The sequence below is a fragment of the Collinsella sp. BM28 genome (assembly GCF_054551995.1).
Genome location: NZ_JBTOLJ010000001.1, coordinates 1059763 through 1079000, shown reverse-complemented (window position 1 = coordinate 1079000; position 19238 = coordinate 1059763). Strand labels below are relative to the sequence as shown.

The following is a 19238-nucleotide window of genomic DNA, read 5'->3' as shown; positions in this document are numbered from 1 at the left end:
GTCGCCATGGCGCAGGCGGTCAAGCACGGATGCGATCACGTCTTCTTCGTCGGATTCCTTGGGGCCGGCAAGTCGACGCTCGCCCGAAACCTGGGACGGATGTTCCATCGCCGTTTCGTCGACACCGACCGCTTGGTCGAGCGGCGTTGCGGCAGCACCGTCGCCCGCGTGTTCGAGGAACTTGGCGAGGACCGCTTTCGCGAGCTCGAGACCGCCGTGCTCGAGGGGCTGCGTTCGGAGCGCAGCCTGCTCGTCTCATGCGGGGGTGGTGTCGTGGAGACTCCTCGTAACATCGAGCTCATGCACGAGATGGGCTACTGTGTGTATCTCGACGGTGACTTAGACGACTCCCTGCGTCAAATCCGCCGCTCCGACACCCGACCCGATTTCCGCAGCGCCGAGCACGCCGCGCGTCTGCTCGAACATCGCCGCCCGTTGTACCGACAGGCTGCCGATCTTACCGTGGATATTCGCGGCACCTCGTTCACCGATGTGTCCTATACCGTTGCCGAACTGCTCTTGGAGCGTGGTTTGATATGACGATTCGTCGCAAGCTTCTCAACTTTGGCTCACGTAGCACCGATTTGCGCTTTGGCTGCGGTGCGTTTTCCGAGCTCTCCAAAATGCTCGCCGGCGCCGTGGGGCGTCCCTGTCGCGCCTTCATGGTTGCCGATGCCGACCTGCCCGAGGACCTTGTCCTTAACGTGCGCCGTTCGCTTATCGATGCCGGATATCGCGTGGATGAGGTGGCGCTCGATGGAGAGGCCGCGAGCTCGTTCGCAACTGTCGGCGGGTTGTTCGTGCGCCTCGCGTCTTTCGGCCTCACTGCCGAGGACCTCGTCGTGGGCGTTGGCTCCGCCCCCGTCTGCTCCATCTCCGCGTACATCGCCCGTTCGTGGTGCGGAGGGTGCGCGTGCGCTCTTGTCCCCACGACGCTCGATGCCATGATCATGGCACCCACCCAGATGGTGCCCCTTTCCGTTGGGGCACATGATGCGGGCGTGTCGCTTGCGCCTGAGGTCGGTCTCGTCATATGCGATCTCGACCTTGTGCGCGCGTTCGACTCGCAGCGCAATGGCCTGGGCTACGTGCTCATGTGCGCGGCGAGCCTCGCCGAGAGCCGCAAGTGCTGGGAGTCGTTCGAGTCCACGGTCGAGGGCATGGTCGCCGGTAGTGAAGTCTCGCTCATGGAGGCGTTCACCAGTGCGCATACCTCGCGCATGAATACTGTCAAGTCGGCGAGCCCCTCCGCACGCCGCGCGTTCATGTACGGCGATACCACGGCTCGCGCACTAGCCGTGTGTTTGAATGACTCCTCCATCCCCGGGTACCGTCTTTACGCCGAGGGCATGCGCTTCGAGGCGCGTCTTGCCGTCGACGTGTGCGAGTTTCCCGTTGATGAGATGTTTGCCCTCGACGATCGCCTGGAAGACCTGGGCATCGAGGAGCTTCAGTTCTCGATTGAACCCGAGACGTTCGTCGAGGCCGTGCGCGCTGAGCGCTTCCGTCGCTCGAACCGTTTCCAGTTTGCCCTGCCCAAGCATCCGGGCATCATTCGCCTGGCATCGGTAGACGACGAGGTCTTCGAGCGCCACGCCCGCGCGTTCCTCGCCTCGCGCCACCCCTAGCTTCTTACAGTGCGATAATGGTGCAGGACGCATCCGTCTTCCCATTGCACACATCCCAGCCAGCCTGTTCTCGAGAAAGGATCATCCTATGTCCCAGAAACTTAACGGTCCCGCCGGGCGCATCGCCCGCCTGCGTGCCCTTATGGCAGAGCGCGGCTACGACGCCGTGGTCGTGCGCGACGAGGCAAACCTTCGCTGGCTCACTGGGGCCATGCGGGTCTTCGATTACACCGGCGAATACCCGCACGCCGCCTTTATCACCGCTGATGCCTGCTACCTGCACACGGACTCCCGGTACTTCAACACCTTCGAGGAGAACCTTCCCGAGGGCGTCGAGTGGAAGCTCGACATGGAGGTCATCGACATTCCGCGTTGGGTCGCCGAGCGCGCCCGCGATACCAAGAGCCGTACCGTCGCCGTTGAGGATGACATGCAGATCAACTTCTACCGCGGCATCGAGCGCGGGCTAGAGGATTGCTCCATCTGCGCGAGCCTGCCGCTCATGCACGGAGATCTCCAGCTCATGCGCGCCATCAAGGACGCCGAGGAGATCGAGCTCATGCGCCATGCGCAGTCCATCACCGACGCCGCCTTCGTCCATATGTGCGAGTTCATCCGTCCCGGCTACACGGAAAAGCAGCTCCGCACCGAGCTTGAAACCTTCATGTTCGACAACGGTGCCGATGGCCTGGCCTTTGGCTCCATCGTCGCGAGCGGCCCCAATACCGCCAACCCGCACGCCATCCCCGGTGACCGCGTGGTGGAGAAGGGTGACTTCGTCCTTATGGACTACGGCGCGGGGTACCGCGATTACAAGTCGGACATGACCCGTACGGTCTGCGTGGGCGAGCCCTCCGAGAAGCAACGTGAGATCTACGACATCGTTCGCCGTACGCACGAGGAGTGCGTCGCCGCGATCCGCGCCGGCGTGGACGGTCACGATATCCACCTGCTGTCGCAGAAGATCATCGGCGATGCCGGTTACGGTGAGTACTACGGCCACGGCCTCGGTCATGGCGTGGGCATCGACATCCACGAGCTTCCGGTCTTCGGCCGCAAGAGCAACATCGTGGAGGAGGGCGCCGTCATCACCGTGGAGCCCGGCATCTACCTGCCCGGCGTGGGCGGCGTGCGCCTGGAGGACTACGGCGTCGTGACGAAGGACGGCTACGAGCCCTTCACGACCTCTACGCACGAGCTGGTCGTCATCGACTGTTAAGCGCATTTGAGAGTATACTTTTCAGGTTCGACTCCTCTACAGAAAGGCAAGCCATGGCTTCCATTACCACCGCCGACTTCCGCAACGGCATGGGTCTTAAGATCAAGGACAAGTACTACACCATCGTCGAGTTCCAGCACGTCAAGCCCGGCAAGGGCGGTGCCTTCGTCCGCTACAAGACCAAGGACCTCAAGACCGGCCGCGTGGTCGAGAACACCTGCAACGCCGGTTCCAAGTTCGAGAGCGTGCAGCTCATCACCAACGAGATGCAGTACCTCTACAACGACGGCGACAACTACTACTTCATGGACATGAGCTCCTATGAGCAGATCCCGGTGCCCGCCGACTTTATCGGCGACAACGCCAAGTGGCTGCGCGAGAACGACAACGCCCAGCTCCTCTACGCCGATACCGAGCTGCTCGGCGTGAATCCGCCCATGTTCATCGAGGCCGAGGTCGTCGAGACCGTCCCGGGTGCCAAGGGCAACACCGTCCAAGGTGCCACCAAGCCCGCCACCATCGACACCGGCGCGGTCGTTCAGGTCCCCATGTACCTCAACGAGGGCGAGCGCATCAAGGTCGATACCCGCACCGGCGAGTTCGTCCAGCGCCTCTAATCGCATCCTCGCGCATCACGCATTCACGTAAGGAGTGACCATGTCGCAAGAGATCACCATCGCAGGAATCGGCATCGCGCCTGAGGTCCTGGCCGCCATCGTCTCCCGTTCCGTCGAGCAGGTCGAAGGCGTCGCGTCTGTGGGCGTCAAGGACCTCGCCACCAATCTCGTTTCCATGTTCTCCGCCAAGTCCACGCAGGTGGGTGAGGACGTCGAGGCCGAGGTCATTGACGACAAGCTCCGTCTCACCGTGCACCTCACGGTCTTCTTCGGCTATCCGTTCAAGAAGCTCGCCGAGGTCGTGCGCGAGGCCGTGGTCAACGCCATCGATGCCCAGGTGGGCGTCGAGGTCGAGAGCGTGAACATCTGCATCGACAGCCTCGTTTTCCCCAAGGAGTAGCGCGTGGCATCCCTTAAGGTCAACCGCGGGCGTACGCTCGCCCGTAGCCAGGCCCTTCAGATCTTGTTCCAGGCGGAGGTCCGCGGCGAGTCCGTGGCCGACGTTCTTGCCGGCGATTTCACGCTTTCCAAGGGCCCGCTGGCAGATTACGCGGTAGAGATCGCGCGCGGCGTGGACGCCAATCGCGAGCGCATCGATTCCGCGCTGCGCGCCGTCTCCGCCAATTGGAGCCTCGAGCGCATGCCCGGTGCCGACCGCAACTTGCTGCGCGCCGCCGTGTACGAGCTGTACTTCCAGGTGGCCGATACCCTCGATGCCGCCGTCGTCATCAATGAGGCCGTCGAGGTCGCCAAGGCCTACGGCACCGACGACTCCGCTGGCTTTGTGAACGGCGTGCTCGGCCGCATCGTCCGTGAGCGCCATCTGCCGAGCCTCCAGCACGTTGCGTGCACCGTCACGGCAGATGACTGCGAGGCTGCCTGCATTTCCGCCCTGTGGTTCGAGATCGATCCCAAGCGGCTCGAGGCGGAACGCGAAGCCGCCCGCGCCGCCGAGGAGGCCCGCGCGCGCTTCGAGGCAGCCGAGTATGGCTTTGAGACCGAGGACCTCGACGATATGTTCCTCGACCCGTTCGATTCCTCCGACGGGGAGTAGGACATGGCCGAGGGCACTTTCGACGACATCACGGAGCGTCTGGACCAGATCATCGCTCAAGTTCGTTCCAAGGACACCTCGCTCGAGCGCAGCCTCGATTTGTTCGATGAGGCGATCGAGCTTGGCTCGCGCGCCGTGGATATGGTCGACTCGTTCGAGCTGTCGCCTCGCGAGGTCGACATGCTCGATGAGCGGGAGTCGCGTGACGGCTCCGAGGACTCGGCAGATTCGGCGGTCAAGGACGCGCGTACACCCGAAGCAACCGCGTCTTCGGATGGGCCCTCCGGCGCGGATTCGAGCGCCGAGGACGCGTAAGAAGGGCACATCGTGGCACGTGTTCGTCTAGATGATGAATTGATTTCCCAGGGCATCTGCGAGAACCGCGCAGATGCCCTGCGCACGTTGATGGCGGGTCTCGTCTCTTCGGGTGGCGAGCGCCTGAGCTCTCCCGGGATGATGGTCAAGCCCGGCACGCCCTTGCATGTCAAGGGGCGCATTCCCTATGTGGGCCGCGGGGGCCTCAAGCTGGCCGGTGCCCTCGACGCGTTCGAGGTCGACCCCTCGGGCCTGTCCTGCCTCGATGTGGGATGTTCGACGGGTGGTTTTACCGACTGCCTGCTTAAGCGCGGCGCTGCGCACGTGGTCTCCGTCGATGTGGGCCGTGCCCAGTTCGACTGGTCCTTGCGCAACGACGCCCGCGTGACCCTGCTCGAGCGCACGAACATCGTCGATGTACCCGCGCTCGGTCATGCGGGGGCCTTCGACCTAGCCGTGTGCGATGTCTCCTTCACCAGCATTCGCACCATCTTACCTGCGGTGCTCGAGCTTATCTCGGCCGACGGCGCCTTCCTCACGCTCGTCAAGCCGCAGTTCGAGGCGGCGCCAGACGAGGTGGGGGAAGGCGGTATCGTGCGCGACCCCACGGTGCACGCGCGCGTGTTGGAGCAAACGGTGCGCCTGCTCGCCCAAAGCGGCCTCGCCCCGCTCGACGTGTGCGCCTCGCCCATCAAGGGGGCGAAGGGCAATCGTGAGTTCTTCCTGCTGGGCGCTCGGGGCGCCCGCGACGTCCAAGGTCTGTGTTCCAACGCACGCGCCCTCGATGAGCGCATCGCGTTGCTCGTGAGTAAGGCGGCCTCGCTATGATGGTCTTTCTCGTCCCCAATTACTACAAGCAGGAGGCCGTTGAGAGCGGTCTTGCCTTGGAGCTCTGGCTCACGCGTCAGGGCTTCGAGGTCGAGTGGGCCCCCGACCAGCGCTCCGGCATCGAGTTGACGCCCGACCTTGAAGACTGTGGGCTGGTGATCTCACTCGGCGGTGACGGTACGCTGCTGCGCGCCGCACGCATCGTGGGATACCGCGAGATCCCCATTCTCGGCCTTTCCTATGGCCATTTGGGCTTTCTTACGGCGGCCAGGCCCGAGGATCGCAACGTCCTCACCGTAGTGGGTGATGCCCTTGCAGGTGAGCTGCACGTGAGTCGTCGCGCAACGCTCGCCTGCGATATCGTGAGCGTTGATGAGTTCGGCGAGGAGCGCTCCTACACGAGCTTCGCCCTGAACGACTTGGCCCTTACGCGTGGCCCGCTGTCCGATATGGTTGAATTCGATATCACGGTCTCGGGCCATCATATCGACCGTCTACGTGGCGACGGCGTGGTGGTGTCCACGGCAACTGGGTCGACGGGCTATGCACTTTCCGCGGGAGGCCCCATCGTCAGCCCCGATTACGCGGGCATGGTCTGCGTGCCTATCGCGGCGCACACTATTCAGGCGCGCGCCTTCCTCACCTCGCCCTCCGATGTGATCGAACTCAAGATGTCCAAGGACCGCCCCTCGGTGCCCGCCATCGCCGTCGACGGCCAGTTCCTCACCTGCGAGGGCGAGGTCGACCGTGTGGAGGTTCGTCGGGGTGACGCCGATGTTCTGCTGCTCGATTATGGTCCGCAGAGCTTTTACCGCTCGGTGAGCCGTGTGTTCTACGGAGTGCGTCATGATCGATGAGATCCATGTCGAAAATGTGGCCTTGATCCGCGAGGCGGACCTCGTACCGGGCGCGGGCCTCACCGTGCTCACGGGCGAGACCGGAGCGGGAAAAACCGCGTTGCTCTCCGCACTCAAGTTGCTCATGGGGGAGCGTGCCGACTCCTCCGCGGTTCGAGAGGGGAGCGAAGGCGCGCTGGTGGAGGGCCGTCTGTTTGCGGGCCCACATGACGAGGAGGGCTTCGTGGTGACGCGCCGCCTGGGTGCCGACGGTCGCTCTCGCGCGCGCATCGACGGCGGCTTGGCCAGCGTGCGTGAGCTTTCCGAGCGCGTGAGCCCTCTGATTGACCTTTGCGGCCAGCACGAGCATCAACGCCTGCTCGATCCCGCCTCCCATGTGGGCATGGTAGACGCATGGGCGGGCACCGGCGTTGCCGACGCGCTCAAGGCGTATCGCGAAGCGCTTGCGCGCGCCGCCGAGGCGGCTCGTGAGCTTGCCCGTGTGGAAGAGGCAAGCCGCACGCAGGGAAGTCGACTTGAGGAAGCCCGTTTTGCCCTTGAGCGTATTGACGAAGTCGACCCCAAGCCCGGTGAGTACGAGGAGCTTGAGGAGCGTCTGCCCCGAGCGGAGCATGCCGAGGCGCTTGCGAGCTGCGCCAACGACGCCTCTGAGGCCCTCTCGGGCGAAGGGGGAACACTTGATGCCCTCAACTCCGCCATTGCCGGCCTTTCGCGTATGGGTTCAGTCGATGCCAAGCTCGCCGATTTTGCCGAGGAGCTCACGAGTGCCGCGATTATCATCGAGGACGCCGCCTCCGACCTACGGCGCTATCGTGACTCCGTAGATTACGACCCCGCCGAGCTCGCGGCGGCACAGGAGCGTTTCTCGGCCTTCAAGGGACTGCTGCGCCAATGGGGTCCGCGCATGGAGGACGTGTTCGCGCGTCGTGCCGAGGCTGCCGAGCTGCTGAGCCTCGTCGATGACGCCGAGGCCCGCGTCCGTCGTGCCCGCGAGGCGCTTGAGGCTGCCGAGGCCGTTCTCGATGAGGCGGCCCGCGCGCTTACCAAGCGCCGTAATGCCGCGGCTCCGCGGTTTTGCCGCGAGGTGGGCAAGCAGATGGCACGACTGGAGATGGGGCGTGCCGAGTTGGTGTGGGAGAGCCGCGAGCTCCCGCGCGAACGCTGGACCGCCCAGGGGCCCTGCGCTTGCGAGCTGCTGTACCGCAGTGGCGCCGGCCTTACGCCGCGTCCCCTGCGCCGTATCGCGAGTGGCGGCGAGCTCTCGCGCGTGATGCTCGCCGCAAAAGTGGTGCTTGGTGAAGCCGACGCCGTCGATACGCTCGTATTCGACGAGGTCGACGCCGGCGTTGGCGGTGCCACGGCGCGTTCGCTCGCCCAGGTGCTCGCCGACCTTGCCCGCACGCACCAGGTGATCGTGGTTACGCACCTCGCGCAAGTCGCGGTGCAGGGCTCCGTCCACTACGTGGTCCGTCGCGATGATTCCGAGGACGTCCCCGAGACGCGTCTGCTGCGCGTTGAGGGTCCCGAGCGGATCGCCGAAGTCGCCCGCCTCCTTTCGGGCGACGCCACCGAGGAATCTCTCGCCCACGCCAAGCAAATGCTCGCTGAGGCAGGACAACTGTAGACGCTCGCCCATCGAGAGCATATAAGATTCGGCGCTCGGTCAAGTCCTGCTCGCGACGAGGCCCCACAGGCGCCTTCCGCTCGTGCGGAATCTACGTCGAACCTTATATGTTCTCGCTGGGCTACGTTGAGCTTACGTTTACGGGCGACTTTCAGGCGGAATCTCGTTCTGAATGCGCGGCCGTCGAGCCTTGGGGCTGGGTCGGGTGCGTGTTTGCCGTAGATTCCGCACGCAAAGAAGAGCCCAGTGGGCTCTTCGTCTTGCGCAGGACTTGACCGAGCGGCAAACACGCACCCGACCCAGCCAATTTCAGGTAAGATGGTCTGCATGAATACTTTTGACACTTCCCACATCCGCAACTTCTCGATCGTTGCGCACATCGACCACGGCAAGTCGACGATCTCCGACCGCATCCTCGAGCTCACCCGCACGGTGGAGGAGCGCGACATGGAGTCGCAGCTGCTCGACACCATGGACATCGAGCGCGAGCGCGGTATCACCATCAAGTCGAATGCCGTCCGTGTGATGTACGACGCCGATGACGGCGAGACCTACCAGTTCAACCTCATCGACACGCCCGGTCACGTCGACTTCACCTATGAGGTCTCCCGCAGCCTCGCGGCATGCGAGGGCGCCGTTCTCGTGGTCGACGCCACCCAGGGCGTCGAGGCACAGACGGTCTCCAATGCGAGCCTCGCGATGAACGCCGACCTCGACATCGTACCGGCCATCAACAAGATTGACCTGCCCTCCGCGCATCCCGAGGAGGTCAAGGTCGAGATCGAGGACGAGCTTGCCATCCCCGCCGACGACGCCGTGTGCGTCTCTGGAAAGACGGGCGAGGGCATCCACGACCTGCTCGAGGCTATCGTCTTTCTCGTGAGCCCGCCCACGGGCAGCGCGGACAAGCCACTCAAGGCCCTCATCCTCGACTCGTACTTCGACGAATACCGCGGCGTGGTCGCCACGGTTCGCATTTTCGACGGACACGTCAAGAAGGGTGACCACCTGCTCATGATGCAGGGCGGCGAGGAGTTCCTCGTAGACGGCGTGGGTGTGCGCCGTCCGGCTGAGTTCGCCGTCGATGCGCTCGGCGTAGGCGAAGTCGGCTTTGTGGTCACGGGTCTTAAGGATCCCGAGGCCGTGCACGTGGGCGACACCCTCACCCTTGTGAATAACCCCTGCGACGCGCCGCTTGCCGGCTATCGCGAGGCCAAGCCCATGGTCTACACGGGCCTGTTCCCCATCGACAACAAGGACTACGAGAACCTGCGTGACGCGCTTGAGAAGCTGCACGTCAACGATCCGTCACTCATCTGGGAGCCCGAGACCTCGGCGGCGCTCGGCTTCGGCTTCCGCGTGGGCTTCCTCGGCCTGCTGCACATGGAGGTTGTGAAGGAGCGCTTGGAGCGCGAGTTCGACCTGGCGCTCATCGCCACGAGCCCCTCCGTGGACTACCACGTCTACAAGACCGACGGCGAGATGCTCGAGGTCCGCAGCCCGCAGGACCTGCCCGACGTCACGCGCATCGACCACATCGAGGAGCCCTACCTCAAGGCCAAGATCATCACTCCGCCCGAGTACACCGGCGCGGTCATGCAGCTCGCCATCGAACACCGTGGCATCACCACCGACATGATCCACCTGTCGCAGAAGTCCGTGGAGATGCACTTCGATATCCCGCTCGCCGAGCTCATCCTCGACTTCTTCGACCAGCTCAAGAGCCGTACCAAGGGCTACGCCTCGCTCGACTACGAGTTCTCCGACTATCGCGTGAGCGAACTCGTCAAACTCGACATCCTGCTGTCCGGCGACGAGGTGGACGCCCTGTCGTTCATCGTCCACAAGGACAAGGCCTACGGTTTGGCGCGAGGGCTTTGCGACAAGCTCAAGGAGATCATCCCCCGGCAGCTGTTCGAGGTGCCCATCCAGGGCGCCATTGGCAACAAGATCATCGCCCGCTCCACCGTCAAGGCGCGCCGCAAGGACGTGCTCGCCAAGTGCTACGGCGGCGACATCTCGCGCAAGCGCAAGCTGCTCGAGAAGCAAAAAGAGGGCAAGAAGCGCATGAAGGCTATCGGCAGCGTGGAAGTGCCGCAGGAGGCGTTCCTCGCCATTTTGAAGGTCGAAGACTAATCTGGCTTCCTCAGGCACCCCACCTTCGGGTTCAATCGTCGGGCGCCGCACGTCAGGCGTGCGCCCTCCTCTTTCACCCGAATCTGGGGCACCTGAGAAACCCAGATCGAGTTGATAGGCTTATCGTCGATTTAAGGGGTTTACTTGATCGACCTACGTGAACAATTCAGGCGTCAGCCGTTTTTGATGGCGCCCATGGCGGGCGTCACGGACGCGGCGTACCGTATTATGTGCCGCCGTCGCGGAGCCGAGATGGCGTACACCGAGATGGTGAGCGTTGCGGGTCTTTCGTACAAAAGCGCCAAAACGTGGGTGCTCGTGGAGCCAGAGCCCGAGGAGCCGCAGATCTGCGTGCAGCTGTTCGGCACCAAGCCGGAGCAGTTCGCCTTCGCCGTCGACGCCGTGCAGGAGCGAGTGGGGGAGAAGCTCAGTCTCATCGACATCAACATGGCGTGCCCGGCGCGCAAGGTCATCACCAAGGGCGAGGGATCCGCGCTCATGAAGGAGCCCGAGCTTGCCGCGTCGCTGGTGGAGGCGTGCGTGCGCGAGGCGCGCGTGCCCGTCACCGTCAAGATCCGCCGCGGTTTCGCGGCGGGGGAGAACACGGCCGCCGAGTTTGCAGCGCGCATGGAGCAGGCGGGCGCCGCGGCGGTGGCGGTTCACGGGCGCACCGCCAATCAGCTCTACACTGGCGAGGCCGATTGGTCCACCATCGACGAGGTCGCCGCGCGCGTGGACGTACCGGTGATCGGCTCCGGCGATGTGTTTTCGGCCGAGGATGCGGCGCGCATGCTCAACGACACTGCCGCAGACGCAGTGTTCATCGCGCGCGGTATATACGGAAACCCTTGGATCTTCGGCGACGCCCGTGCGTTCGCGCTCGATGGCGTTCCCGTGCCGGAGCGCATCGCGCTCGAGCGCATTGACGCCCTGCGTGAGCACCTCACGCTGTTGCACGCCACGCAGCCCTACATGGCGCGCGCCCGTGCCTTTGCGGGTTGGTACCTCAAGGGGCTGCCGCACGCCGCCGCTTGGCGCGGCAAGGTCGTGCGGTGCACCAGCTACGAAGAGTTCATGGCGATGCTCGACGAGGTCGAGGCTGACGTCGTCGCCTTCGAGGCTGCCCCCGCCGACGCCGCTTGCGGGGCAGATGTCGTTTTCGGTGCAGGAGCCGCCCCCGCCGCCCCAAGCGTCTTCGGGGCATCCGCTCCCGCCGCTCCGGGCGCCTGCAGGTCAGCCGTTCCCGCTGCCGGCGGCGTCGCCGACGCGGGACCGTCGTCGCCGGAGCGCGTGTAGCCATGCGCTTCGAGGCTCTGTACCTGCATATACCCTTCTGCAAATCCAAATGCGCGTACTGCGATTTCGACTCGCGCGCGATGGGCGAGGGGTGCGCGCTGGATGAGGCCGTGGCCACCTACTGCGACGCTCTTGCCGCGCAGATCGACGCCCATGGCAGGGCGGGGGATCTGGCGGAGGTCCAAACGGTGTACATCGGGGGCGGAACGCCCTCGCTGTTGGGGGTCCGCCTGGTTGAACTCGTCCGGCGTGTACTCGGCTACTGTGATCCGGTCGAGTTCACCTGCGAGGCGAATCCCGAGTCGTTTACGGCCGAGCTTGCGCGCTCGTTGCGCGCCGCGGGCGTGACAAGGGTTTCCCTTGGCGTGCAGTCTTTGCAGGCGGATGAGCTTCGCGTGATCGGGCGCATCCATTCGGTCGAACAAGCTTTGGAGGCCGTTGCTCTGGCAAAGGGGGCTGGATTTTCCACCTCCTGCGACCTGATGTGTGGGTTGCCCGGTCAGACGCTCGACGCATGGAGGGACACGCTTAAGAGGGTCCTCTTGGCGGATCCCGACCATGTTTCGGTGTATCCGTTGCAGCTTGAGGAAGGCACGCCTCTGGAGCGTCTCGAGTCGGCGGGGAAAATCGAGGTGCCCGATGAGGATTTCCAGGCCCAATGCATGGACATCGCGGCGGAGCTTTTGCATGCGCATAGTTACGAGCGCTACGAGGTGGCGAGCTATGCCAAGCCCGGGCACCGCTGCCAGCACAACATCGCCTACTGGACCGGCGTGCCTTATTTGGGTATCGGCCGCTCCGCCGCAAGCATGTGCGCTGCAACGGGCGACGTCAGCTTGTTGCTGGAAAACACGTTCGACGGAACGCCAGATAGTGAGTCTGACGGCACGTCCGATGGCGCTGCCGGCAGATCGTCTGCCAATTCGTCCACGGCCCGCATTCGCTTCACGCAGCTCGACGACGCGGGTGAGGAATTCGACCACGAGTTCCTTACGCCCCGCGAAGCTATGGCCGAGGACCTCATGCTCGCGTGCCGTATGACCGACGGTATCGGCCCGGAGCTACTCGCGCGTGCGATACGGGTCATTCCGGCGGACGAGCTCTCCGCTGCCTGTGATCGCGCTGTTGAGTGGAACCTCGCCGCGTGGGACAACGGTGCCCTCAAGCCCACGCACCTCGGATGGCTCGATGGCAACAAGCTCTTCGGCATCTTCTGGGATTTGGCGGCTGATGCGTAACGCTGTGTGCACGGCCTGAACGCGCGCCGAGTGCCGGGCCCCCGCATCTCAGCCCTCGGCCGCCGTTCTTCGCCCTCGCAATGTGAGAAATCCACGGTTTGACATAAGCCCATTCATTCAAACCGTTGATAAATCACATTACCACCTACTTTTTTGTGAGAAATCAGGTGTTTGAAACGGCCGGCTTGTTTCAAACCCCTGATTTCTCACATCGCCAATGCCAAGCGTCGTCGTTGCCCCGGTGCCTTTCGTCGCCGTTACGGGCAGCCCTCGTCGCCATTGCGGGCACGCTTCTCCGCTAGCGACACCGCCTTTTGCGAGGGACATCTTTTCGCCAACGCTTGCATCTTCCCACGTTATGCGCCATGCTGTCCAAAACGCTTGAGAGGAGGGGCATCATGCCCGGTAAACGCGAAGACGTGATCAGCTGGGACGAGTTCTTCATGCGTGCGGCCGTCGCCGCGAGCCTGCGCAGTAAGGATCCCAACACGCAGGTCGGCGCCTGTATTGCCGACACCAACCACCGCATCCTCTCGGTGGGCTACAATGGCACGCCCTCCGCCCTCAACGACGACGATTTCCCCTGGGGCACAGCGGACGACCCCCTGCATGACAAGCACAATTACGTGATTCATGCCGAGGCCAACGCGATCCTCAACTACCGTGGCTCCCTCAAGGACATGGCAGATGCCACCGTCTACGTCACGCTTTTCCCGTGTCACGAGTGCGCCAAGACCCTCGTGCAGGCGGGCATCGGCGAGGTCGTCTACCTCGACGACAAGTACTGCGGCACCGAGGACAACCTCATTTCCAAGAACATCCTCGACCGCTGCGGCATTGCCTATCGCCAGGTCCAGTTGAGCGATCAGCCTGCTGAATAGGCTCTTGGGCAGGTGACTACACTGCCGCTAGGCACGGGTTCCGGTCGAGCGACCGATTGCATCGCCGCTTGTAAAAGCGGTGGACACGTTTTGTACGTGGATGTGTAAAACGCACCCGCCCCGCTTATCGCACGCGGGGTCGGGATATAATGTCTCCCACTGAATGTAACCCATGAACAGGGGAGTCTTTGCCATATGGCAGGAATGAACGATAAAGACTACTACGCCATTCTGGGCGTTGATAAAGACGCCTCCGCTAAGGACATCCAAAAGGCCTTCCAGCAAAAGGCCCGCAAGCTCCATCCCGATGTGAACAAGGAGCCCGATGCCGAGGAGCGCTTCAAGGAGGTCTCCGAGGCATACGCCGTTCTCTCCGATGAACAAAAGCGCGCCCGCTACGACGCCATGCGCTCGGGCAGCCCCTTTGCCTCGGCCGGCTCGCCGTCCGCGGGGGGCTACCCCGGAGGGTACCCCGGCGGATACCAGGGCGGCTACACCGGCTTCGGCGGTTTTGGCTTCCCGTTCGGCGGCATGGGCGGTTTTGGCACGCAGCGCCGCCGCGGCGCGTCCGCCTATAACCCTTCTACCGGTGCCGACGTTATCGTCGAGGTCAAGCTCTCGCGCGACCAGGCAAAGGACGGTGCCAAGGTGGCCGTCAAGTATCCGCGCTATGAGCCCTGCGACAATTGCCACGGCTCGGGCTCCGTGGCATCCGAGCATCACCGCGCCTGTCCCACCTGCGGAGGCACCGGCGCCATTGCCGTCGATTTGGGCATGTTCGGCATGGGTCAGGCCCGCATGGTCTGCCCCGAGTGCGGCGGTTCCGGCAAAGTCGTGGCCGACCCCTGCCCCGTGTGCGGGGGAGAGGGCCGTACGCGCGTTCAAGCCGAGGCCGTGGTCGAGTTCCCGGCGGGCACGCATGACGGCGACGTCGTTCGCATAAAGGCCCGCGGCAACGCTGGAACCAACGGTGGGGAGACGGGCGACCTTGTGGGCCGCGCCCATGTGGCTGCCGAGCGCCTCGAGGGTCGCGCGCAGAGCGGCTTTTACATGCTCGGCCTGGTCTTGCCGTTCCTGGTGCTTTCGGCGTTTTCCGGCACGTTTTCCATGTTCCTCATGCTGTGCCTGATACCGCTCGTCATGGGCATCTTCATGATCGTCTCCGATGACGTGTTGCATCGCAGCGGGCTGTGGTGGAAGCGAGGTTTGCAGGTGCTTGCGAACGGCGCGGCCAACGGGCTGGTGTTCGCTATGATTGCCGTTTGGTTTTCCAGCTGCACGCAGGCGGTGCTCCTCGCGCCGTATCGGTTCATGTAGGCAGGGTTAAAGTCCGAGCGGAACGTCCGCACATGGCACGCGCTGTTCGCTTCTCCCGTCTTGCGGAGCGGGGTGTGTCGATGCCTTGGGGTGTCTGTGCATCGCGCGTGTGGATGGGCGGAACTATGGGTAAAACGAAAGACGCCCGCGGCGTGCGCGCGGCGGGCGCATAAGGTTGATCATTCATTGGGGGAGGGTCCACAAGGTGGCGGACAAAAGGGATTACTACGAGGTGCTGGGCGTCGAGCGCGATGCCACGGCCGACCAGATCAAGCGCGCGTTCCGAAAGAAGGCGGTCAAGCTTCATCCCGACCACAACGACGCCCCCGACGCCAACGAGCAGTTCGCCGAGCTGAACGAGGCATACTCGGTGCTTTCCGATGACCAGAAGCGCGCCATGTACGATCGCTACGGCACCGTCGACGGCATGCCCGGCGGGTCCGGCTACGTCGACTTCTCCGACATCTTCGGCGGCATGGGCGTCGATGATATCTTCTCGTCGATTTTCGGCGGAGGAGGATCGGGCGGCGGCAGTCCGCGCGACCGTGCTCGCCGCAGGGCCGGGCGCGATATGGCCATCTCGCTCACCGTCTCGCTCGAAGAGGCGGCGATCGGCTGCAAGAAGACCATCTCGTTCGATCGCTTGGCGCCGTGCGGGCATTGTCACGGTTCAGGTCGTGGAGAGGGTGGCCAGGAGAAGACCTGTCCGCGCTGCAACGGCTCCGGCTATGTGACCACCGTCCAGCGCTCCATCTTCGGCCAGATGCAGTCGAGCGCCCCGTGTCCGGATTGCGGTGGCGAGGGCACCATCGTCGACAAGCCGTGTGAGCACTGCCACGGCGAGGGTCGTTCTCGTACGCACGAGCGCCTGGATGTCGAGGTCCCGGCCGGTGTTGCGACGGGCCGCCAGCTGAGGTTGCGTGGCTATGGCGAGGCCGGCTACCGAGGTGCCGCATCCGGCGACCTCATCGTGACCATCCAGGTCGAGGACAACGAGCGCTTTGAGCGCCATGGTGACGACCTCCTCTCTGAGGTTCACATCGGCATCGCCGAGGCAGCACTCGGCTGCCTGGTTGAGGTCAAGGGCATCATGCCCGACGAGGAATTCGATCTTGAGGTCCCCGCCGGCACGCAGTACGGCTCCCTCATCACCGTCGACGGGCATGGCATGCCGCGCTTGGGTGGCGGCGGTTCGCGCGGTCGTTTTGTGGCTCGCATCGTCATCGACGTCCCCACGCGCCTCTCCGCCGACGCGCGCGAGGCACTCGAGCGCTATGCCGCGGCTTCGGGTGAGCATGCTGCCGGCACCGCCAAGAAGCGCTCGGTGGGCGATCGCATCCGTGACGCCATCGACGATATCCTCGACTAGAACGGACCCGTATGACGCGCCCCTTCGCCAGCGTGGTTAACCTGGGATGCCGGGTAAACCGCGTCGAATCCGACCGCATCACCTCCGACCTTGCCTCTGCGGGCTTCGCGCTCGTGGACCAGCAAGATGCGGACCTCATCGTCATCAACACCTGTGCCGTCACCGGTGAGGCCGAGTCAAAGACCCGTAAGGCCGTGCGGCATGCACTCGGTCTGCCCAACGAGCCCATCGTTATCGTGACTGGCTGCGTGGTCAACCTTCATCCCGGTGAGCTTACGGAGCTGTCGCCGCGCGTAATCGCCGAACCCTCCAAGATCGACGTCGCCCGCACGGCCGCTCGAGCCGCAGGGCTCTCCTTGCGTACCGACGCGTCGGCAGGCGAACACCACGACCTAGGTGACCTTCTGGGCCGCTCGCGCCTGGGCATCAAGGTCCAGGACGGCTGCAACAACCGTTGCTCCTACTGTATCGTGTGGAAGGCACGTGGTCCCGAGCGCTCTGTTCCCGTCGAGGCGGTCCTGCACCAAGTGTGCGAAGCCGAACGCGCCGACATTCCCGAGGTCGTGCTCACGGGTGTCAACCTGGGGGCATATGATGGCGCGGATGCCGAGGACTCTCATGTGGAGATCGACGAGCTGCTGCGCATCATCCTGCACGAGACGGACATCCCCCAGGTTCGCCTGTCCTCGCTCGAGCCCATGGACGTCGACGAGCGCCTTATAGACGCCATGGTGGCCGGCGGCGAGCGTGTCGCCCCGTTTTTGCATCTACCGCTCCAGTCCGGTTGCACCGCTACCCTGGAGCGCATGAATCGCCCCTACACGGCAGAGCAATACGAGGCTACGGTCGCCATGATCCGCGGCAAACTGCCCGCCGCCTCTATTTCCTGTGACATCATCGCGGGCTTCCCTGGGGAGACCGAGGAAGAGTTTGCTCAGAGCCGCGCCCTGTGCGAGCGCGTGGGCTTTAGCCGCATGCACGTATTCCGCTATAGCGCGCGACCCGGTACCCCCGCTGCCGAGGCGCCCGATCAGGTGGCGCCCGTGGTCATGGCGGCCCGCGCCTCTGAGCTTCGTGCGGTTGCCGAGCGGTGCGCTCAGGCGGATGCGGCCTTACGCGTGGGCACGTGCGAGAACGCCGTCTTGGAGTACGGTAACCGCGGTACCCTGGGCAGCTTCCATCGCGTGATCGTGGACGATGTGCCCCTCGACCGCGCCGGCTCCCTTGTTCGCGTGCGGGTCGACGCCATGGATGATCGCGGTATCCTCCATGCCCATGTCCTGCGCGGGAACGACGACCAGTCGGTAGCCCCCAACGCCTCTGATGGGTCTGCCGAAGGGGAGGGGCGGCGATGAGTGGCTCCGCTACCAGTACGGCGAAAGTGCGGCTTTCCATCCCCGCGGGGGTTGACCCCACGCGCGTGACCGGCCCGGCCGACGCGCTTCTGCGCGCCGCCGAGCGCCGGTGCGAGGCCAGCGTCACCGTGCGGGGGAACGCCGTCTCGTTGAGTGGCGCGCCCGGCGAAGTCGACCTGCTCACGCGCCTGTTCACCCACATCATGCAAGTTGCCACTACCGGCGTTACCCTCACGGCGGACGATGTGGATCGCGCCATCGACGGCCTGCGCGCCGAGGACGTGCGCTCCTCCGGCCCGCGCGATGACGTGCTGCTCAGCTACCGCGGCAAGGTCATTCGGCCCAAGACCCCTGGCCAGCAACGCTATATCGACGCCATTCGCGAGCACACCGTCACCTTTTGCACGGGTCCCGCGGGTACGGGCAAGACGTATCTTGCCATGGCCATGGCGGTGGCAGCTCTGCAGCGCCGCGACGTGGGGCGCATCGTACTCACGCGCCCGGTGGTCGAGGCGGGGGAGAGTCTGGGCTTTTTGCCCGGCACCCTGGAGGAGAAAGTCGATCCTTACGTTCGCCCCCTCTACGACGCGCTGTTCGACATGATGGACGCCGAGCGCGCGCATGAGCTCGTTGAGCGCGGCGTGGTCGAGATCGCGCCGCTCGCCTACATGCGCGGCCGCACCCTGAACGACGCGTTCGTGATCTTGGACGAGGCGCAAAACACCACGCCCGAGCAGATGAAGATGTTCCTCACGCGTCTGGGCTTTAACTCGACCTTCGTTATCACCGGCGATGCCACGCAGCGCGACCTACCTGGCAAGCGCGGCGGTCTCACCGATGCCCAGGAGATCCTGTGCAGCGTGGAGGGCATCGCGTTCGTGGAGCTCGCCCGCGCCGATGTGGTGCGTCATCGGCTTGTTGGTAAGATTGTGGAAGCGTACGAGGCGTTTGATGCCGAACGCGTGCAATCTGGAAAGGAGGGGTGTCATGGCCGTTCTCATAAGTAACGATGCCGAGCTGCCCACACTCATTGCCGAGGAGGAGATTCGTGCCATTGCGGCACATGTCCTCGCCGCAGAAGGAGTGGAGCGAGAGGTGGAGATCTCCCTTTCGTTTGTGGACGAGTCGGAGATGCGCGAGCTCAACCATGAGTGGCGTGGCATCGATCGAACCACCGATGTCCTCTCCTTTGAGTGCGACTCAGCTTTTGACGATGAGCTTCCTGCCGATGAACTCATCGAGCTTGGCGATGTTATCCTGGCGCCCGAGGTGATTGAGCGCCAAGCACCCGGGTTTGGCAACACGCCAGCCGACGAGTGCCGCCTCATGCTTGTGCACGGCCTTTTGCACCTTCTGGGCTATGACCATATCGAGGATGATGCGGCTGAGGTTATGGAGGCCCGCGAGGACGCGCTGTTGCGCGAGCTCGCCGTCATGCGGGGAGAGAACCCCGACGACGTCGAGGTCGGTCCCATCACTAACCACGCGCACGATTAGGAGGCGC

Annotated in this window: 19 protein-coding genes; all 19 read left to right on the top strand. The window is 64.1% G+C overall.

Annotation, left to right across the window (positions count from 1 at the left end; translation table 11 throughout):
* Positions 1–6: 6 nt before the first annotated feature.
* Positions 7–540 carry a shikimate kinase gene (locus tag ACX9NZ_RS04690; RefSeq protein ID WP_118653664.1) on the top strand — a complete coding sequence of 178 codons (534 nt, stop codon included), beginning with the start codon at positions 7–9 and terminating at the stop codon, positions 538–540.
* A complete protein-coding gene (locus ACX9NZ_RS04685) occupies positions 537–1628 on the top strand; it encodes a dehydroquinate synthase/iron-containing alcohol dehydrogenase family protein (protein WP_302742689.1) in 1092 nt (363 codons plus the stop codon). Before ACX9NZ_RS04690 ends, ACX9NZ_RS04685 begins: the two co-directional genes overlap by 4 nt.
* A gap of 88 nt (positions 1629–1716) precedes the next feature.
* Positions 1717–2847, top strand: coding sequence for a M24 family metallopeptidase (locus ACX9NZ_RS04680; protein ID WP_118653662.1), 1131 nt, complete (start codon positions 1717–1719; stop codon positions 2845–2847).
* Positions 2848–2900: 53 nt separating this feature from the next.
* Positions 2901–3464: an elongation factor P gene (gene efp, locus ACX9NZ_RS04675; protein WP_118653661.1), complete on the top strand. Its 564-nt coding sequence runs from the start codon at positions 2901–2903 to the stop codon at positions 3462–3464.
* Between the two features lie 40 nt (positions 3465–3504).
* Positions 3505–3864 carry an Asp23/Gls24 family envelope stress response protein gene (locus ACX9NZ_RS04670; protein WP_118653660.1) on the top strand — a complete coding sequence of 120 codons (360 nt, stop codon included), beginning with the start codon at positions 3505–3507 and terminating at the stop codon, positions 3862–3864.
* Positions 3865–3867: 3 nt separating this feature from the next.
* Positions 3868–4518: a transcription antitermination factor NusB gene (gene nusB, locus ACX9NZ_RS04665; protein WP_118653659.1), complete on the top strand. Its 651-nt coding sequence runs from the start codon at positions 3868–3870 to the stop codon at positions 4516–4518.
* A gap of 3 nt (positions 4519–4521) precedes the next feature.
* Complete coding sequence (locus ACX9NZ_RS04660; protein WP_118653658.1) at positions 4522–4833, top strand: exodeoxyribonuclease VII small subunit; 312 nt, start codon at positions 4522–4524, stop codon at positions 4831–4833.
* A gap of 12 nt (positions 4834–4845) precedes the next feature.
* Positions 4846–5661 carry a TlyA family RNA methyltransferase gene (locus ACX9NZ_RS04655; RefSeq protein WP_118653657.1) on the top strand — a complete coding sequence of 272 codons (816 nt, stop codon included), beginning with the start codon at positions 4846–4848 and terminating at the stop codon, positions 5659–5661.
* The gene (locus ACX9NZ_RS04650; protein WP_118653656.1) at positions 5658–6518 is read left to right on the top strand and encodes an NAD(+)/NADH kinase; all 861 of its coding nucleotides are present in this window, start codon (positions 5658–5660) and stop codon (positions 6516–6518) included. Before ACX9NZ_RS04655 ends, ACX9NZ_RS04650 begins: the two co-directional genes overlap by 4 nt.
* On the top strand, positions 6508–8142 hold the full coding sequence (gene recN / locus ACX9NZ_RS04645) for a DNA repair protein RecN (protein ID WP_302742678.1): 1635 nt from the start codon (positions 6508–6510) through the stop codon (positions 8140–8142). The genes ACX9NZ_RS04650 and recN overlap by 11 nt, the downstream gene beginning before the upstream one ends.
* 327 nt (positions 8143–8469) lie before the next feature.
* Positions 8470–10278, top strand: coding sequence for a translation elongation factor 4 (gene lepA / locus ACX9NZ_RS04640; protein ID WP_118653654.1), 1809 nt, complete (start codon positions 8470–8472; stop codon positions 10276–10278).
* A 144-nt stretch (positions 10279–10422) separates the two neighbouring features.
* Positions 10423–11574: a tRNA dihydrouridine synthase DusB gene (dusB, locus tag ACX9NZ_RS04635; protein ID WP_407496856.1), complete on the top strand. Its 1152-nt coding sequence runs from the start codon at positions 10423–10425 to the stop codon at positions 11572–11574.
* Positions 11575–11576: 2 nt separating this feature from the next.
* Positions 11577–12812: a radical SAM family heme chaperone HemW gene (gene hemW, locus ACX9NZ_RS04630; RefSeq protein WP_407496858.1), complete on the top strand. Its 1236-nt coding sequence runs from the start codon at positions 11577–11579 to the stop codon at positions 12810–12812.
* A 398-nt stretch (positions 12813–13210) separates the two neighbouring features.
* Complete coding sequence (locus tag ACX9NZ_RS04625) at positions 13211–13693, top strand: deoxycytidylate deaminase (protein WP_118653652.1); 483 nt, start codon at positions 13211–13213, stop codon at positions 13691–13693.
* Between the two features lie 195 nt (positions 13694–13888).
* The gene (locus ACX9NZ_RS04620) at positions 13889–15010 is read left to right on the top strand and encodes a DnaJ domain-containing protein (RefSeq protein WP_294123802.1); all 1122 of its coding nucleotides are present in this window, start codon (positions 13889–13891) and stop codon (positions 15008–15010) included.
* 205 nt (positions 15011–15215) lie between these two features.
* A complete protein-coding gene (gene dnaJ, locus ACX9NZ_RS04615; protein WP_407496861.1) occupies positions 15216–16379 on the top strand; it encodes a molecular chaperone DnaJ in 1164 nt (387 codons plus the stop codon).
* A gap of 11 nt (positions 16380–16390) precedes the next feature.
* A complete protein-coding gene (locus tag ACX9NZ_RS04610; protein WP_407496863.1) occupies positions 16391–17734 on the top strand; it encodes a MiaB/RimO family radical SAM methylthiotransferase in 1344 nt (447 codons plus the stop codon).
* Complete coding sequence (locus ACX9NZ_RS04605) at positions 17731–18741, top strand: PhoH family protein (RefSeq protein ID WP_407496865.1); 1011 nt, start codon at positions 17731–17733, stop codon at positions 18739–18741. Before ACX9NZ_RS04610 ends, ACX9NZ_RS04605 begins: the two co-directional genes overlap by 4 nt.
* Positions 18722–19231, top strand: a complete 510-nt coding sequence (gene ybeY, locus ACX9NZ_RS04600; protein WP_118653647.1) for an rRNA maturation RNase YbeY — start codon at positions 18722–18724, stop codon at positions 19229–19231. Before ACX9NZ_RS04605 ends, ybeY begins: the two co-directional genes overlap by 20 nt.
* The last annotated feature ends 7 nt before the right edge of the window (positions 19232–19238 follow it).

Coding starts and splice junctions, on each gene's coding strand:
- ACX9NZ_RS04690 (WP_118653664.1), top strand. CDS start 7: ATGGCGCAGGCGGTCAAGCACGGATGCGATCACGTCTTCTTCGTCGGA.
- ACX9NZ_RS04685 (WP_302742689.1), top strand. CDS start 537: ATGACGATTCGTCGCAAGCTTCTCAACTTTGGCTCACGTAGCACCGAT.
- ACX9NZ_RS04680 (WP_118653662.1), top strand. CDS start 1,717: ATGTCCCAGAAACTTAACGGTCCCGCCGGGCGCATCGCCCGCCTGCGT.
- efp (WP_118653661.1), top strand. CDS start 2,901: ATGGCTTCCATTACCACCGCCGACTTCCGCAACGGCATGGGTCTTAAG.
- ACX9NZ_RS04670 (WP_118653660.1), top strand. CDS start 3,505: ATGTCGCAAGAGATCACCATCGCAGGAATCGGCATCGCGCCTGAGGTC.
- ACX9NZ_RS04660 (WP_118653658.1), top strand. CDS start 4,522: ATGGCCGAGGGCACTTTCGACGACATCACGGAGCGTCTGGACCAGATC.
- ACX9NZ_RS04650 (WP_118653656.1), top strand. CDS start 5,658: ATGATGGTCTTTCTCGTCCCCAATTACTACAAGCAGGAGGCCGTTGAG.
- recN (WP_302742678.1), top strand. CDS start 6,508: ATGATCGATGAGATCCATGTCGAAAATGTGGCCTTGATCCGCGAGGCG.
- lepA (WP_118653654.1), top strand. CDS start 8,470: ATGAATACTTTTGACACTTCCCACATCCGCAACTTCTCGATCGTTGCG.
- hemW (WP_407496858.1), top strand. CDS start 11,577: ATGCGCTTCGAGGCTCTGTACCTGCATATACCCTTCTGCAAATCCAAA.
- ACX9NZ_RS04625 (WP_118653652.1), top strand. CDS start 13,211: ATGCCCGGTAAACGCGAAGACGTGATCAGCTGGGACGAGTTCTTCATG.
- ACX9NZ_RS04620 (WP_294123802.1), top strand. CDS start 13,889: ATGGCAGGAATGAACGATAAAGACTACTACGCCATTCTGGGCGTTGAT.
- ACX9NZ_RS04610 (WP_407496863.1), top strand. CDS start 16,391: ATGACGCGCCCCTTCGCCAGCGTGGTTAACCTGGGATGCCGGGTAAAC.
- ACX9NZ_RS04605 (WP_407496865.1), top strand. CDS start 17,731: ATGAGTGGCTCCGCTACCAGTACGGCGAAAGTGCGGCTTTCCATCCCC.
- ybeY (WP_118653647.1), top strand. CDS start 18,722: ATGGCCGTTCTCATAAGTAACGATGCCGAGCTGCCCACACTCATTGCC.